Source organism: Galactobacillus timonensis (assembly GCF_900240265.1).
GTDB classification, from domain to species: domain Bacteria; phylum Bacillota_I; class Bacilli_A; order Erysipelotrichales; family Erysipelotrichaceae; genus Bulleidia; species Bulleidia timonensis.
The window spans coordinates 894,617-910,746 of record NZ_LT964739.1 but is presented as its reverse complement, the minus strand read 5'-3'; the positions used below and the strand labels follow the sequence as shown (position 1 = coordinate 910,746).

The 16,130-nt window shown below is 49.2% G+C and carries 15 protein-coding genes, 2 tRNA genes and 1 other RNA gene; 4 read left to right on the top strand and 14 right to left on the bottom strand.

The annotated features are described in order from the left end of the window. Positions 1 to 42 precede the first annotated feature (42 nt). Complete coding sequence (gene serC / locus C1714_RS04290; RefSeq protein ID WP_102342032.1) at positions 43 to 1,125, top strand: 3-phosphoserine/phosphohydroxythreonine transaminase; 1,083 nt, start codon at positions 43 to 45, stop codon at positions 1,123 to 1,125. Between the two features lie 79 nt (positions 1,126 to 1,204). Next, positions 1,205 to 2,371 carry a phosphoglycerate dehydrogenase gene (locus tag C1714_RS04285; protein ID WP_102342031.1) on the top strand — a complete coding sequence of 389 codons (1,167 nt, stop codon included), beginning with the start codon at positions 1,205 to 1,207 and terminating at the stop codon, positions 2,369 to 2,371. A 155-nt stretch (positions 2,372 to 2,526) separates the two neighbouring features. On the opposite strand, the gene C1714_RS04280 is transcribed toward C1714_RS04285, so the two are convergent. From C1714_RS04280 to C1714_RS04225, 12 genes are all read right to left on the bottom strand, one after another. Further along, positions 2,527 to 3,786: an RNA-guided endonuclease InsQ/TnpB family protein gene (locus C1714_RS04280; protein WP_102342030.1), complete on the bottom strand. Its 1,260-nt coding sequence runs from the start codon at positions 3,784 to 3,786 to the stop codon at positions 2,527 to 2,529. Positions 3,787 to 3,952: 166 nt separating this feature from the next. Next, a complete protein-coding gene (locus C1714_RS04275) occupies positions 3,953 to 4,327 on the bottom strand; it encodes a type II toxin-antitoxin system Phd/YefM family antitoxin (RefSeq protein WP_210115249.1) in 375 nt (124 codons plus the stop codon). Between the two features lie 167 nt (positions 4,328 to 4,494). Next, positions 4,495 to 4,570 (bottom strand) — tRNA-Ala (locus tag C1714_RS04270). 125 nt (positions 4,571 to 4,695) lie between these two features. After that, a complete protein-coding gene (locus C1714_RS04265; RefSeq protein ID WP_102343141.1) occupies positions 4,696 to 6,171 on the bottom strand; it encodes a C69 family dipeptidase in 1,476 nt (491 codons plus the stop codon). 134 nt (positions 6,172 to 6,305) lie between these two features. After that, entirely contained in the window at positions 6,306 to 8,027 is a 1,722-nt protein-coding gene (locus tag C1714_RS04260) for an adenine deaminase C-terminal domain-containing protein (protein WP_102342029.1), read from the bottom strand. A 26-nt stretch (positions 8,028 to 8,053) separates the two neighbouring features. Next, positions 8,054 to 9,268, bottom strand: coding sequence for a M20 family metallopeptidase (locus C1714_RS04255; protein WP_167849924.1), 1,215 nt, complete (start codon positions 9,266 to 9,268; stop codon positions 8,054 to 8,056). 317 nt (positions 9,269 to 9,585) lie between these two features. After that, complete coding sequence (locus tag C1714_RS04250) at positions 9,586 to 10,587, bottom strand: hypothetical protein (RefSeq protein WP_102342027.1); 1,002 nt, start codon at positions 10,585 to 10,587, stop codon at positions 9,586 to 9,588. Then, positions 10,584 to 11,165, bottom strand: coding sequence for a DUF3800 domain-containing protein (locus C1714_RS04245; protein WP_135567881.1), 582 nt, complete (start codon positions 11,163 to 11,165; stop codon positions 10,584 to 10,586). Before C1714_RS04245 ends, C1714_RS04250 begins: the two co-directional genes overlap by 4 nt. A gap of 557 nt (positions 11,166 to 11,722) precedes the next feature. Then, positions 11,723 to 12,081: a transfer-messenger RNA gene (ssrA, locus tag C1714_RS04240) on the bottom strand. 65 nt (positions 12,082 to 12,146) lie between these two features. Then, a complete protein-coding gene (locus C1714_RS04235) occupies positions 12,147 to 12,437 on the bottom strand; it encodes a sortase family protein (RefSeq protein WP_167849923.1) in 291 nt (96 codons plus the stop codon). Between the two features lie 45 nt (positions 12,438 to 12,482). Continuing rightward, positions 12,483 to 12,917, bottom strand: coding sequence for a sortase family protein (locus C1714_RS04230; protein ID WP_102342024.1), 435 nt, complete (start codon positions 12,915 to 12,917; stop codon positions 12,483 to 12,485). A gap of 94 nt (positions 12,918 to 13,011) precedes the next feature. Next, positions 13,012 to 14,124, bottom strand: coding sequence for a transposase (locus C1714_RS04225; protein ID WP_102341502.1), 1,113 nt, complete (start codon positions 14,122 to 14,124; stop codon positions 13,012 to 13,014). A 303-nt stretch (positions 14,125 to 14,427) separates the two neighbouring features. Between C1714_RS04225 and C1714_RS04220 the strand changes: the two genes are divergently transcribed. Continuing rightward, the gene (locus tag C1714_RS04220; protein WP_102342023.1) at positions 14,428 to 15,147 is read left to right on the top strand and encodes a CPBP family intramembrane metalloprotease; all 720 of its coding nucleotides are present in this window, start codon (positions 14,428 to 14,430) and stop codon (positions 15,145 to 15,147) included. Here C1714_RS04220 and C1714_RS04215 read toward each other — a convergent pair. Continuing rightward, positions 15,105 to 15,635 carry an ECF transporter S component gene (locus C1714_RS04215; protein WP_102342022.1) on the bottom strand — a complete coding sequence of 177 codons (531 nt, stop codon included), beginning with the start codon at positions 15,633 to 15,635 and terminating at the stop codon, positions 15,105 to 15,107. The two genes, C1714_RS04220 and C1714_RS04215, sit on opposite strands and share 43 nt — an antisense overlap. Before the next feature lie 53 nt (positions 15,636 to 15,688). On the opposite strand from C1714_RS04215, the gene C1714_RS04210 reads away from it, so the two are divergent. Then, positions 15,689 to 15,764 (top strand) — tRNA-Thr (locus tag C1714_RS04210). A gap of 74 nt (positions 15,765 to 15,838) precedes the next feature. Here C1714_RS04210 and C1714_RS14215 read toward each other — a convergent pair. After that, entirely contained in the window at positions 15,839 to 16,057 is a 219-nt protein-coding gene (locus C1714_RS14215) for an EFR1 family ferrodoxin (RefSeq protein WP_210115311.1), read from the bottom strand. Between the last annotated feature and the right edge of the window lie 73 nt (positions 16,058 to 16,130).

Below are 16,130 nucleotides of genomic sequence, written 5' to 3'. Positions count from 1 at the left end.
TGTAGGAGTGTCAAATAATGGCACACAAAGATGGAGAAGCTTATGGGCAATCGCGTATTCAACTTTGCGGCGGGACCGTCGCAGCTGCCTCTCGAAGTTTTGCAGAAGGCCGGAAATGAAATCACGGACTACCACGGCACCGGCATGTCGGTAATGGAAATGAGTCACCGCTCAACAATGTTCCAGCAGATTTTCCTTGATACAAAGAACCGTCTGCGCAGCCTGATGCAGGTGCCGGACAACTATGAAATACTCTTTCTGCAGGGCGGCGGATCGACACAGTTTTCGATGGTTCCGCTCAACCTCATTTCCCGCACCGGGAAAGCCGATTATGCCATTACCGGCCACTTCTCAGAAGTAGCGGCGAAGGAGGCGAAGAAGTATGGCGAAGTTTCCATTGCCTGCTCCACTGCTGACAGTGACCATGACCATATTCCTTCGCAGAGTGAGCTGAACATCGATCAGGGAGCCTCCTATTTCCATTACTGTGCTAACAATACGATTTACGGAACCGAATGGTCCTATACACCGGATACGGGCAGCGTACCCGTTGTCTGTGACATGTCATCGGACTTTGCCAGCCGCCGCGTCGATGTTTCAAGGTACGGCATCATCTATGCCGGCGCCCAGAAGAATCTGGGACCGGCCGGAGTAACGATCGTCATCATCCGCAAAGATCTGGCCGGCACTGAACTTCCCAAAACACCGCTGATGCTCAACTATCAGACGCTCATCGACAAGGACAGCATGTACAATACACCGCCCTGCTGGTGCATCTACATGGTCGGTCTGGTTCTCGAATGGATTGAAAACGCGGGCGGAATTGAAACGATGGAACAGCGCAGGAAAGAGAAATCCGAAATTCTCTACCGCGTCCTGGATGATTCGCGTCTGTTCCATTGCCACGCAAGGCCGGGATCCCGTTCCGCCATGAACGTAACATTCCGTACCGGCGACGCAGATCTAGATGCAGAGTTTGTCGAAGAAGCAGCGCAGCAGGGCCTCGTCAATCTCAAGGGCCACCGCCTCGTCAAGGGCATGCGTGCATCCATCTACAACGCCATGCCGCTGGAAGGTGTGGAACGTCTCGCCGACTTCATTACGCAGTTTGATAAAGAACACTGAGCGGCTGGATTCACCGGATCCATGGCCGCATACATACAGGAAGGTGGGATCATAGAATCTCTGCCGGAAAGGAAAACCTATGTATCGCATTCGAACACTCAACAACATTTCACCATCGTGCCGCGAAATCCTGAAGGAACCGTACTACGAAATCAGTGACAGCGAGTCGAACCCCGATGCCCTCTTCGTGCGGGCCAGCGACCTGCATGACTACGCGTTCAATCCCGAGCTCAAGTGCATCGGCCGCGCCGGCATCGGCGTCAACACCATTCCTCTCGACGAGTGCACCGAAAAGGGCATCGTCGTCTTCAACACGCCTGGCGGAAATGCCAACGGCGTTAAAGAACTGTTTGTCTTTGCCCTGGGGATGGCGAGCCGCGACATATTCGACGGCATGAAGTGGGTCTACTCCTATGACGGCAGCGACGGCCCCATCGAAGAGCGGATGGAAAAGATCAAAAAACAGTTCGCCGGACCCGAATATGCAGGCAAGGTACTGGGCGTCATCGGAACGGGCAACGTCGGTTCCCTGGTTGCCAACATCGCTCTCGAGCTCAACATGGAGGTACTGGCCTATGACCCCTACCTCTCCGTCGATGCGGCATGGAAAATCAGCCGCCACGTACAGCGCGTCGCAAGCCTCTATGAACTTCTGAAGCAGTGCGACTATCTCACGCTCCACGTTCCGCTGAATGAAGAAACCCGCGGCATGATCAATGACAAAACGATCGCTGTCATGAAGAACGGTGTCCGCATCATTAACTACGCACGCGGACCCGTGGTCGATGAAGATGCCATCATCCATGCATTAAATACCGGTAAAGTGGCACGCTACGTCGCCGACTTTCCGACGGAGCGTCTGATTCATACAAAGAACGTCATTCTGACACCGCATCTTGGCGGCACAACCATCGAAGCCGAAAGCAACTGCGCACGCATGGCCGCCATGGAAATGGACGAATATCTGCGCAACGGCAACATCCGCAACTCCGTGAACATGCCCAATGTCTATCTGGAACGCTCTGGCAAAGCACGGATCTGCGTCATCCACCGCAACGTCCCCGGCATGCTGAGCAGGATCATGCCCGTCTTTGCCAAGGACCGGATCAACATCGAAAACATGTCGAACAAATCTGTCGGCGCCATTGCCTACTCTGTCTTCGACATCAATTCCGCCATCGATGATACCATCCTTCAGGAGATCTCTGATCTCGATGACGTCATCCGTGTCCGCGGACTCGAGTAGCCCTTACGCTGCATTAACCCATCGAAAAATGCGAAGCTGAAATGCCATGGCTCCGCATTTTTGATTCAGTGAATGATTTCAAAGCCTTCTGTAAAACTTCTAAAATTGACACTCCCACAGCTAAAGCACGTGGGATTCTTGAGAAGTCTGATTGCTTACGCAATCCTTATTCTCAAAGGGCTTGCCAACAGCCCTCTACACAGTCCCTCAAAGCTGAGGTTCTGTTTACCTTTCTTTGCAATGTTGCACGCTCCGTTGATGTCTGCGTTAACGAGCGTGTTTTCTTTGGTACTGTACAATCCCCGTTTGATGCGTTTGCCTGAGAATGTACCGGCATACGGATGTTTTGTGTCGTACACCGGAATCGCGTCACCGTCTAAGAACGATGCCTTTGACGTGTACGATTCTTCCGTTTCGATGTATGCAATGCCATATCGTTCGCACAGCGTTTTCAGATACGTGCGAAGCTGGTCAAACGGGATCTGAACAAACTTCTGATTGTTCGCTTTACCCATGTTGACCGACTGTTTCTGGTCAACGCTGTGTCCGACAATGAGCGTGCCGATATCATTGGCAATGCAGTAATCAACGATATGGCGTGCAGCCTTGTGCATGTAGTCTGTCACCTGCCGGTTACGCTTGTCTGTGATGCGGCTCATACGGGCTGTAAAGCCTTTGATGTTCTGATGGTCTTTGATCGATGCGTAGTGTGCAATCTGCCTGTTGTACCACTGGTTGATTGATTTGAGCTTACGTCCGTCAACGATGAAGGACGTCCCCGTGGTTGTTACACACGACGCAAGATTATCGAGACCGACATCAATGGCTAATACATTGTCCGCATTCAGATTCTGCGGCTCTTCTTCCTGTTCGTAGCAGTACTGAATCTTCAGTGCCTTGCCGTTCAGAACGGGCACGATGCGTACTTCAGCGATGTGCCTGCCTGAAATTCTTTCAGGTACCGGAATACGTATGGAATCCAGATCCGGATGCTGCTTTGAAAACGTACGACTCATCGGAACGATCAGATTGTCGTTTCTGATGTTGATCGCGTTCGTTGACAGCACCAGCAGATACTTTCCGCCTTTCGTGCGGTAGTGTGGAATGCGCACTTTCTTGTCGTAGCTGCCGGACTTCTTTTTGCTCAGCAGCGCAAAGAACGACCTGAAGGCATGGTCGCACGTCCGCAGGATCTGCTGAGAAATGCCGGCCTGCAGCAGCTTGTAATTTTCATTATCTTTGCAAAGATGGTAGTTCTTTTCATACCGCAGATACTTGTTCGTCGCAAAGAAATACTGACGGATTTGATACAGTCCAACGTTGTACAGATTGTTGGCATACGAGCACATCTCAAGGATCGCTTCGTACTGGTCCTTCGGCAGATGCCGAATGTAGTTTGTCTGCGTCAGATACATGACTTCACCTCCTTTCCGCTTAAATTATACGGTAACAGCGGCCTTTCATTCCATGGCTGAAGCACATGGGTTTTCTCGGCCGTTTTTTATAATGGAGCAGAAGAAAACCTTTACCGACTCGTCTCGATCATCATTTTTTGCAGAGGGAAGAGTCCTGATTACTGCTTTATTCTCCATTCAGGCGCTTCCTCAACGCTTCTCTTGCTTCAAATACGGAAATTGTTTCTGCACCGGAAAGTCTCTCTTCTTCTGCCTGAAGTATTCTTGCTCTCATATTAAGCATTTCCTCACGTTTTTCAAAGGCGTCCAGGCTCATATATACTCCTTCCCCTTCACCGTTGTTTGTAATGTATATCGGTTCCTGACTATCTTTAGCAAGTCTTGAAATTTCAGGATAATTGTTTCTTAAAGCAGATGAACCTTTAATGATCATTTTTGCCTCCCGTCGATTAATTATTATCAGTTTTTTATCAATGATAACAGCAGGCTTTACCTGCTGAAAGCACAAGGAAAAAGTAAGGGCCATCATCAATCTGCCCATCCGAAGGCTTAACACTATCGTAATAAATCGTGAATATTCCCTCCCTATATCCTTCCCTATGAAGTGATTATTTCGGCGCATGCATCGGCTGGAAACTGCTGATGCCGATAAAGAGACGAAAATAAAAAGGCAAGCCGTATATTACAAAGGCAAGCCTTGTCATTCTATGGTGGAGCTGAAGGGACTCGAACCCTCTACCTCATCCATGCCATGGATGCGCTCTCCCAGGTGAGCTACAACCCCGTACTTCGTTTTGAATCTGCCTAATACTTTTATCATTCATCGTTATATCCTGTCAACCGGAAAGCGGGCTGCACATGCATGCACAGTCCGCTTTCTTTCAACAGTTTTTATTGGATCATTTCTCTTTAGTTATCTGCACGTGAGTAGTTATTCTTCATATCCGCTGTACGGATCTTCAGAATCTTTGCCAGTGCATCATCGGCTTCCTTCTGAACAGCTTTGGCAATTGTCTCATTTGCCTCTTCCCGCTGCTGAATGGTGGATTCCCTGGCAAATGACGCATCATAGCTATGAATCAATGACCGTGTCTTCGCATTTGCCTTTTCCTGATAACGCTCAATCTCTTGGATCGACTTGTCATAAGACGCATCCGCCAGCGCCGCAATCAGGCGGCTCGTCCAATGAAAGTTATCCGTCGAAACACGGTCATCCGCCTTCCCGAAGTAGTTCGGCACATGATCAATATTGGCATAGAGCGGAGCCATCACATTGAACACATTTGCCCCGTAGCACACCCATTCCAGCGCCCGATAGCTTTCCGGCATATAAGGACGGATCTGAATCAGCGACATAAAGTCGGTCCGCGCAATACCAATGGAACGATACTTCCCACGCAGAGAAGGATCCCCATAGCTTCCATACGGATCATAGGCCGTACCCTGGTAGTGCGAAGAAAGAAGATACTTCACATCTTCCGGCGTCACCTTCTTTTCCGGAACCAGCGCAAACGGAATATCATCCGACTCCGGCGTAAAGCGCGCATCCGCACCATCCCAGCGATACGTATGCGGACACAGATATCTGCCCATAAACCAGGCACGCGGCGTATTGTACACATGATCCGCATCCGAATGGCTGCCAAAGGCATCCCGCGGATTCAACACACCATCCTGCGAAAGATCCAGAAAATTATCCGCAATAAACTCCTTCAGATCATGCGAACAAAGATAATTCTTTCCCTCACCTAACGCATCCCCAAGATCAAATGTATCGGTTCCAAACTGATTCGGCATAATAATGACCCGATCATCCGGAACCCTTGAAGCGATCCAGTGATGACCACCGATCGTCTCCATATACCATGCCTCATTTACATCGTTGAAGCAGATGCCATTCGGCTCATAGGTACCATACTGCTCCAGTAAAGAACCTAAGCGAAGTACGCCTTCCCGCGCCGAATGAATGTACGGCAGCACCAGCATCACAATATCTTCCTCACCAATGCCGCCGGCGACTTCCTTCTTACTGCCTTTTGCCGGCTGATAGACAACATAAGGATCCGCCCCAAGCACACGCGGATTACTCGTAATCGTCTCGGTCGCCGTGATGCCTACATTGGCCGCATTGACGCCGCTGGCAGCCCAGAGTCCTTCCTTCTTCAAATCCTCTTTGGACGCATTTGGCATCGCCGTAAACCGCATCGCCCCTTCCGGCAGAGGAATTGAAACCTTCGATCCAACGGAGCGATACATCTTCGGAAGATCCTTCGGTTCAAACACCTTCAAATGCTTCAGCGTATAGGCACCATCATCATTGCGCGCAATCATCGTCGAGCCATCATAGCTGGCCCCTTTACCAACCAGAATTGTTGTACAGGACATATCTTTACCTTCCTTTTCCGCTACCATCATATCCTGTTTTTACTCTGTTCCATTCCAATCTGCCTATGCATCCGGCACATGGATCATTCCATTACCAGTAAAGAAAAGCGGGAGTTCCTCCCGCTAAAGCCATTTCATTCCACAATTTCTTGTACGATAAGAGGAACAGACTGTTGAGTACGCGTATCCAGATACCCATAATCCGTCATCTTGAGTGCCGGAGACACTGGCAGAGCCAGCGTTGACATGCTCATGAGAACGTTGGAATTATGCCACCCAAGACCTTCCATTGCCTGCCTCACTTCACCAATCTGCTTTCCCAGCTCCTCCATCGGTTCCGAAGAAACAATACCCGCAATCGTCAGCGGCGCATCCGCCGCAACCTTTCCATCGATCGCCACCACATAAGCACCCTGCTCCTCAACAACCCGGTTCTGTGCCGCCGCCATGTCACGGCCATCGCGTCCCACAACAATCAGATTGTGCGAATCATGGGACCAGGTCGTCGCTGCCGCCCCCTTCTTTGCAAAGGCATGTTCCAAAAAGCCATAGGCAACGTTTCCGTTTTTTCCATACCGCTCAAAGATTGTCACCAGCGAAAGATCCGAATCCTCCCACTGAATCACACCATCCTGAACAGCCAGCTCCCTTTCAACCTTCTGCGTCGCCGTATTATCCGCATTAACGGAAATAACGTTAACGATCACTTTCTTCGCCGCCGGATCCTTTGTATGCAGAACGAAGTCGGAATCCTTTGCCATTCGACACTTCACCGAATGATAGAAACGCTCCGGAAACTCCACCTTCTCTGCCTTCGGCATCATACCTTCTGCCGCATCGAACACTTTCCTGCCCGACTTGATCACCACATCCGGCACCAGAGTAGAGATATCGCGATAAAACACGAGGTCCGCCACCTTGCCCGGGGCGATCATGCCCCGCTCATCCAAGTGCATACGCCGTGCGCCCGTAAATGTCGCACAATAAATTGCCTTCTCCAGCGGCATGCCGCATTCCACTGCATAGCGCACCACTGTATTGAGCTGTCCCTGCGCCAGTTTGTCCGGCACCACATCATCCGTCACCAGAGCCACATTCTCATACAGATTGTTTTCCACAATGGTACGAACCGTATCGGGCGTCACACTCTTATACTGAATCTCCAGGAACATGCCAAGATCACACTTCTCCATAATCGAGGCCGGCGTCTGCAGCGTATGGTCCGCATCCACGCCTGCCGCAATAAAGGCATTCAGATCCTCTCCCGAAATCTTTGGACAATGTCCCTCAATCCGGATGTCGCGGCCCCGGATCTCCTTGCATGCGCGAATGAATTCCTGAATCTTCGTCGGCTCCTCTGACAGCAGATCCTTCATATTCATGACTTCGCCAAGGGATACGACCCTTGGATCCGCAAGCATCCGCTTCACATCCTCGACAGTCATTTCTGCCCCGGATGTTTCCAGGGACGGATTCGTCGCCGGGACCGAACTTGGGATTGCCCAGAAAATATCGAGATCCGTCTCCTGATTCATGAAGGCAAACTGGCCATCCATTCCAAAAACGTTCACAATCTCATGCGCATCCGCAACGATCCCTGTGGTCCCATATCGCAGTGCCCAGCGGCTGAACTCCTTAGGATGCGTCATCGACGATTCAATATGCATATGCACATCCGTCATGCCCGGAATCACATACATTCCCTGCGCATCGATGCTATTGATCGCTGCATCCGCATCCGGATCCAGTACTGCCGCAATCCGACCGTCCCGCACAACAATCGTCCGCGGCTCAAATTTCTGCCGGTATGTCAGAAACACATTTGCATTCTTAATTGCATAGGTGCCTGTTTCCATGATGGTTTCCCGTCCCTTCCTATTACTTACGCATCCTGTTTCAATTGTCCCTTTGCCTCAGCGAGCATCTGCCTCACGGCCGCATCCGTACAGGCCTCAACCGAAAGATACGTCTGTGCATAGATGGCATTTCTCAAGATTTCATATGCGCCTTTTCCGTCAGTATACTGAAGAAACGGCTCCTCATGACACGTATAGCCATCCATATTTCCGACACCCATATTGACATGCACCGTCGGACATACCTGTGACACGTTGCCGACATCCGTTGAGCCTGCCCCTGCATCTGTTGATACTTTCACATTCGTGTAACCTGAGGTATGAATCGCGTCCACCATCAAACGATCCAGAGAATCAAAGTTAATGCAGTTATCAAATTTATTTTCAAAATAGCGCCAGGAATAGGTGGCACCCGTCATCAGGCACGCGCCCTGGGCAATATCAAAGAACCGCTTTTCCAGTGCATCTACCGTCGAACGTTTTTCGGCCCGGATCTCCCAGCGGCTGGCGGCCTCTGCCGGAACAATATTCGGCGCCGCTCCGCCGTTGACGATGATGCCATGAAGCTTCACATCCGAAGGAACATGCTGACGAAGCGCATTGACGCCATTAAACATCAGATAACATGCGTCCAGCGCATTGATTCCCTTCTCCGGTGCCGCTGCCGCATGACTGGCAACGCCATGGAACGTAAATTCAATCCCATTGAACGCCAATGCCCCGCCGCCAACCATGGCTTCATTGCCATTGGTAATATGTATCTGCATCGCAAGATCCATATCGTCGAAGCAGCCCTGTTCCGTCATGGTAACCTTTCCGCCCGTTGACTCTTCCGCCGGACAGCCCATAAAGCAGATCGTTCCGGAGATCATCTTTTCATCGATCAGTTTCTTCATCGCAAGTGCCGTTCCAAGGCAGTTCCCCGCAATCCAGTTATGCCCACAGGCATGCCCCCACTGATCCTTATTGGGCCCATATCCGGGCAGCGCATCATATTCAGCCAGCAATGCGATTCGCGGATGACCGCTTCCATAATCTGCCTCAAAGGCCGTTGGAAGCCCGGCAAGGTTTTCCTTGATTGTAAAGCCGGCCGTACGCAGAATATCCGTCAAATAAGAAACAGCAAAAGTCTCATGATCACCCGGCTCCGGATGTAAGTAAATCGCATGCGTCGCATCGATTGCGGCCTGCTGCACCGCCTCAACCGCTTCATTCACTCTTTCCTTCAGGTTCGCTTCCATCACAGTTCCGCCTTTCTGTAATATGCGCATTGTATCGCATCAAAACACGAAAAATCGCAAACTGAATAAAGGTTCATGAATTTTACCTCCTGATAGGACGGTATACATTCGTGCCCGTTTTCATAAAGCAGAGCTCACTTCTGAGCGTCAAATTCTGAGCATGAAACGCCCTGTATTTTTTGCAGAAGCCAACAAAAAAGGCTTAGACAATGGCGATTCTAAGCCTATTTTTCGTTAGTGGGCCTGGCGGGAGTTCAGCAGAACCTCCTGTTTGCGGCGGCAGATTATTTTGTCCTGATGTATTGCCTGAAAAACGGTTAATACCTTCTGCTGCCGGACTGACGTTCATCTGTCACATCGTATGCCTGTATACCGTGATCTTTCTCATACAGCTTCCGATAGTGGTAAAACAAATCACGGAATCGATACATTCTGCCGCTTTGGAGATCTCCGTACATCCTTGCAAGATCAAGAAAGTCCGGAAAGGAGTCATAGTACCAGTCATCCAGTTCCTCGATCTCCTGAATGATCTCCTCTGCATGCATCCGTTCATACCGTTCAATATTGTCCGGTCTCAGCGAGATCAGCAGCATTCTCCCTTTTTCTTCCGGAATATCCATGCCGGTGATCCAGTCGCGTTCACTACGGTACACACTGCGGTTCAGCAGCTTTAAAGATTCTTCGGATAATCCTGCAAGGTCTGTTTCATCCAGCCGGATATCCGAAAGCGTGATACCTCTTCCCTCTTCATGCGGCACAAACATGGTGATCTTCTCAACACCACGCTTTTTCAGATCTTCTGTTAGAACATCAGCCTGAGATATATTCTCCGCAGTAAGAGGAATTCCTGCTGAAACCTGCAGTCCATGACTTAACCCAGCCCGGATCATACGCATCAGCAGATCATAGTCTCCTTTTCTTGAAGCAAAACGGTCATGGTATTCTTTCTGACCATAGAAAGTAAAATTCAGATCCTGCACTCCCTCTTCCTTCAGCACCCTCATTAGACCATCACATTCTGCTTCGTTTCTCATCCGCATTCCGTCACACTGCAGGAACTGTGCCTGAGGACTGCCAATCTCTTTCAGGAAGGTGATTGCTTCACGAAGACGAGGATGGTCCATGGAATAGCCAAATGTAAACGAGATGTTTATTTCAGGATGTGAATGTCTCACTTCGTTAATGAATCTTTGCGCAAAAGATGCACCTTTGTCCCAGGAGATGCCAACCGGTCTTCCATCCCATGATAAAAGACAGTATCTGCACCTGCAGCTGCACGGAACACAAAGATTCTGTACCATGATCGACGTTGTTCTCATTTGATCTCCCATGTTTTCTTTCTGATAATTTCAAAGAAACCGTCGTTATCATTTCCGGTAATATGCTTACGGATAACACCGCAGACGTTATCAGCGAACTGCAGCCCTTTGCTGTTATAGGAGAATTCCGATTTGATCGAGTGTACATTCGGAAGACTTCCTACTATATCAACGATTCTGGTTTCGAATCCCACGTTGCCAAATGAATCAAAAGTCACGATGATTACCGGTTCCTCGATTGAGGAGACAATCTGTGCAAGCATGGATATATAGAGTTTTTCTTTTTCTTCCTGATATAGTGTTCCCTCATAGTGTCTTGATGCATATACAACCGTGCATCGAAAAGAATTGATCTTGTAAAGTAATCTCCGTTTGATCTGCGGATATGTTCTTTCCAGTATCACCGACTTGAACTCATTCATGACTGACTCTTTCTGCTTTCTTGTCATAGGAATTCTGGAAATCTGTTTCTTTAGCTGCCGATATGCAAAAAGAAGATCCTCTTCACTGTCCGCAAGGATCCCGCCTACCACAAACAATTGTTCACCAATAGATTCATCTATATACAAATACTTCATAGAAAGAGTAAAAAAAAGTGAGGGCCCGCATCAATCTGCACATCCAGCATCCGTCTGCCGGAAACCGACACTTTCCGGTGAATACACTCACCTTTGACACTTTTATTCTAGCCTGAAAAGGCTTTTTTTACAATGGTAGAGCTGACGGGAAGCTACGTAAACGTTTAGATTCCTGCATAAACAAGCCATTGTTGATCGTTGAGCGTTATATATTGAGCGTTAATCCGGAATGCAGGCATCCTGATAGAATCCTGCATGATACCCATGCAGATATGGTCCAGAAGGCTTGGCGTCAATTAGGCGTCAAGATAACGTCAAAAAATAAGAAATTGGTATAGCCCGCTATATCATTTTTTCTGCAAAAAACTGATGCGGGCTCTCCGAGGGGTCAGGGCTGCCGCCCTAACAACCTGCAAACGACAGTGCAACGACATGCGATTCAGTCACCCCCTGGCGTAATCGTTGAGCGTTAAATATTGAGCGTTAAATACTCCATTACTTTAGCAAAAACCAACAAAAAAGGCTCAGACAATGGCGATTCTAAGCCTCTTTTTCGATAGTGGAGCTGACGGGAGTCGAACCCGTGTCCAAGAGTAGTCCCACATTCAGGCATCTACAGTTTAGGTCGCTGTTGATAAGACAGCAGTATGTACAGCGATCAGAAACGCACTGCTGAATCTGGCTGTAGGTTTTCGGGATCCGCGTACAGCCATCCGCCTCACCCTAGCCGATTTTAGTTACACAACCGCGGCCGTTAGGCATCTACCGCGATCGGGTCGCTGCAACGCGTCAAGCGTCCTTAGGCAGCGAAAGCAAAATTGCTATTGTTGTTAGCGTCTAAATTTATTTGGTGATATGGTCACCGCTCCACTGCAGCCTGAATCAAACATAAACCTGTCGAAACCATGACAGCCCCATGAAGATCTCTGCGCCTTCTCAGCGCAGAGAGAATATAGCACGCAATCAATACAAATTCAAATTTCAGAACGAAACCCGCTTCAGCTCCTTGCACACAACGATTTCACGCAGCTCATTGTGATTCTCGATGCATGTCTGCAGCGACAGAAGACGGTCGCCATACGTCAGTTCCACGCCCGTATCGTAGTATTCCTGCTGCTTGATGGCATTGACGTAGGTATTGAAATAATCCTCGCTGTAGTCGACCAGATTGAACTGATAATCATCTGCCGCAACCTGACCGCCCTCCACATCAACCATCGGGCAGCCATAAACCGAAGCGATCTCATAGTAGCGGATATTATCATCCGTCACCAGAACCACATACTTGTTCGCCTCATAGTTCGCTTCCTCAAGAAGCTACGAAAGCGGCGTAAACGCAAGCGTACGGTCCTCGTAATATCCCGTATAGCAGTAATGGCCGTAGATGATCGTATTCATTTCATCCTGATGAATGTTGTTCTGATAATCCATCATGATCGAGCCGTATGCCAGAGAATCCCCCGTCTGCCAGTCCGTATACAGATAATGATCATTATCCGTACCCTGCAGAACCGGCTGATGAATCAGACCGCTCGGAAACACAAGAACAGCCTGCACATCCCCATTGATGTTCTCATCATCCGAAAGCTCCTGACGAATCTTGGCGATCTCATCATCCGAAAGCTCATATGCTTCACGCGTATCGGAAAAGATGGTCGTCGTCGAAGCCGAAGACGAAGCAGCTGCCTGCGTCCCGTTTTTATTCTTGATCTGGGCAAAAACTGCCAGAACCGCAACCGCAGCGATCAGCACCAGCAGAATCAGCGCCTGCGGCCGAAGCTTCTTCTTTGTCTTTTTCTTTTAAAGCCGGTTTTGCACAGTGTTGCACTTAACACTTGAATAACGGCTATTTCTTCGCAAATACATCTCTGTATTTCAGAGTTTCTCGTGTATTGATCTCGAGCTCCAGCAACTTTTTGATCTTTTCCAGTTGGTCTTCCGGTGGATTCACAATGAAAGCAAATATGTTCAGATAATCATTCAGATCATCTCTTTTGAACCCACTGTGGGCACGCAGAAATTTCTGCAGAAGATTGTGCATCTGGTTTACTGTGTTCAGAGGATTCTCATTATCCGGAAGCCGCTTGATCTTTTTGGAATCGTGTTCTTCATTCTTCAAGCCCAATTTTCTGACCAGCATTCTATGCCCTGGATCTTTATCTGTGACAAGTTGTGAACCAGGTTTGATATGATCTTTCAAAGCATCATAAATCGTTTCTGCTTTTGGCTGACCTCGTCCAATGTATGTGACGTAGGTTTCCACGCCGGTGGTAGCTACAGCGATGCAGATCTGATTTATTGAGTGTCCTCTCAAGCGTTGACCGTTTTCCTTTCGGATAATGTCTTCACTGCGTACGGGAAGATATGTTTCATCATAGTAGATGCGGCCGCTTAATACGATGTTCTTCTGGCAGTCTTTAAGAAGAATACCAGTTTTGAGGAACCAGTATTTCGCAGTTGTCGCGGCATTTTTGTTATTCCATGAATCAGAGGACAAGCTTTCAAACCGGAAAAGATTACGCCAGTAATCTATCAATTCCGCAATCTGAATTTTATGGTTTTCCAGCAAGGTTCCTGTGGTCACCGTATAGGAATGGTGACAATGATTGCAGTAATAGCGCTGAATACCATTGCTAGTATGTCCGGCTCTTCTTATCGAGCCTGATCCGCACAAATGGCAGTTAGTGACTTCTATGGAATTCAAGAGATCGATCTCCGATGAACCTTTCAAAGAGGCATGTCTTTGTTCATACAGGATATTTACTTGATCACGAATAAAATTCTCAGTAGCTGAACGATCGTCAAAATCGTCCCAGGGCGTCTGCCTCCGAGATTTTGTATGGTATTTGTTATTCATGGGTGGTGGCCATGTTTTCAGGCAGACAGCCATGCCTGGCCACCACGCACGATTGCACAGCTGCCTGCCTGAAAATAATCTTTCTAGATCCTCACGGATCATTCAGATTATACAATCAGTGCAACACTGTGCAAAACCGGCTTTNGGCCATGTTTTCAGGCAGACAGCCATGCCTGGCCACCACGCACGATTGCACAGCTGCCTGCCTGAAAATAATCTTTCTAGATCCTCACGGATCATTCAGATTATACAATCAGTGCAACACTGTGCAAAACCGGCTTTTTTCTTTTTGTTTTCTGTCTCGCTCATAGATTCTATCCTATCTTCCCCGAGTCCCCACTATTCTACAAGAAACGTAAAGATAATGGGAACTGATATGCAACAGTCTGTAGTATCATGAAACCCATGAAGAATTGGCTATCCTGGATCCTGCCGGCCGCATCCACCGTCTTACTGCTGGCTGCCCATCACATATCCATCCCCTATGCCCCGGGGATCAGTTCCCTGGCCGTCATCTTCCTGTTTCTCTTGTTTGACCGGAGCATCTTCAAAAACCATGGCATCAAACCGCCGACGTTCCGCATCTATCTTATGGCCTTTGCGGCAGCCTTTTCGTATGCCGCAGCTCTTGCCATGGCGCTGGAGGGCATCGACAGCGTCCCTGCCACATGGAAGGTCACCCTCGAAGATCCCTTTCTCACCATCATTGACGGCATCCACCCTCTCGAAGCAATCATTATCTATGCCGCCCTGCCGATCGCAGAAGAACTGATCTTCCGCTCATCACTGGAACGCAACGGGAAAAACAGCCTCACCCGCATCCTGCTTTCCGTCATTCCGTTTTCCGTTTACTGCTATCTTCGCTCCGGCAGTGAGGCAGCACTCCTATCTGTCTTTCTCGGCTCCCTGCTTACGTTCATTGAAGAAAGCTGGCACAGCACAGCCCTCAACATCCTTACCCATATTTCCTTCCATGGCGGCCTGCTCATGGCCTTTGCAAGTCTCTTTCTCGAAGGGAATACGCTTCTGATTGCGGCCGGAGTCTCATTTCTGATATCCGGCTTCCTGATCTATTCCCTCTATCAAAGCGCCTTCGAAGAAGAGGAAGAGGACGAAGAAGACTGACCCTCCTGCAGCGCCATCAGAATCAGACCGCCCGCAAACAACGCACACACACTGTTGTAGAAAAAGCGCCAGAAACACTCCGCAAATGACGCCGATGAAATGATCGCATAAACCCCCAGAAAGCCGACTGCTTGTCCCAGCAAGGTCCAAAGAATAAATGCCTTCCACTTCTCTTTCCCGAAGGGACCAGGCTCTGAGGTCTTCCTGTACATTCCCCCGGCAGCCAGGCCCGAACACATGGACGCAAGAATCAATGCCGGCTCCAGCGAACCGTTTCCAAACAGCTCACCAGCGATCTCTCCAATCAGCGCCGAAACGCAGCCCCCGGGAATGCCGAACAACGCCGCCCCTGCCGCAGAAAATCCATAGCAGATGCCAAGGTTGATTTCCCAGTACGGCGCCGGAATCTTTCCAAAAGCCTCCGCCGCCGCATAGCACAATCCAAGCCCCAGCATGGCACCTGTCTTCTTCCACCAACGCATGTGCATAAATTTCGTTTCCCTTTTCTACGAGTTTGGTATATACTTTATTCGCTGTCAACGCCGACATAGCTCAGTTGGTAGAGCAACTCATTCGTAATGAGTAGGTCGTAGGTTCGACTCCTATTGTCGGCACCAGTTATGAAACATGTACTTCCGCACCTGCGTGCAGAAGTTTTTTTATTCCCTGAATGCGGCAGGAACAGCTGCTCCTATACCGTCACATGCGGATTGCGGTACTGCCCGTGCTTTCCGGTCGCAACTCCGTTTCCATACTGAATGGCAGCCTTCGGACACCGCTGCAGACAACCGAGACACATCGCACATTTCTCCTTGCCCCATACCCGGTGACCGTCCTGCATCGCAATGGCCTGAACCGGGCATTTCCGTGCACACAGTCCCCACCCGATGCATTCTTCTGTCGCATGCAGTCAACGATCGAAAGAGATTCTTCCGAGCACGCCTGCGCAATGCGTTTGGCAACGTATTTGCTGTTGTGCACTG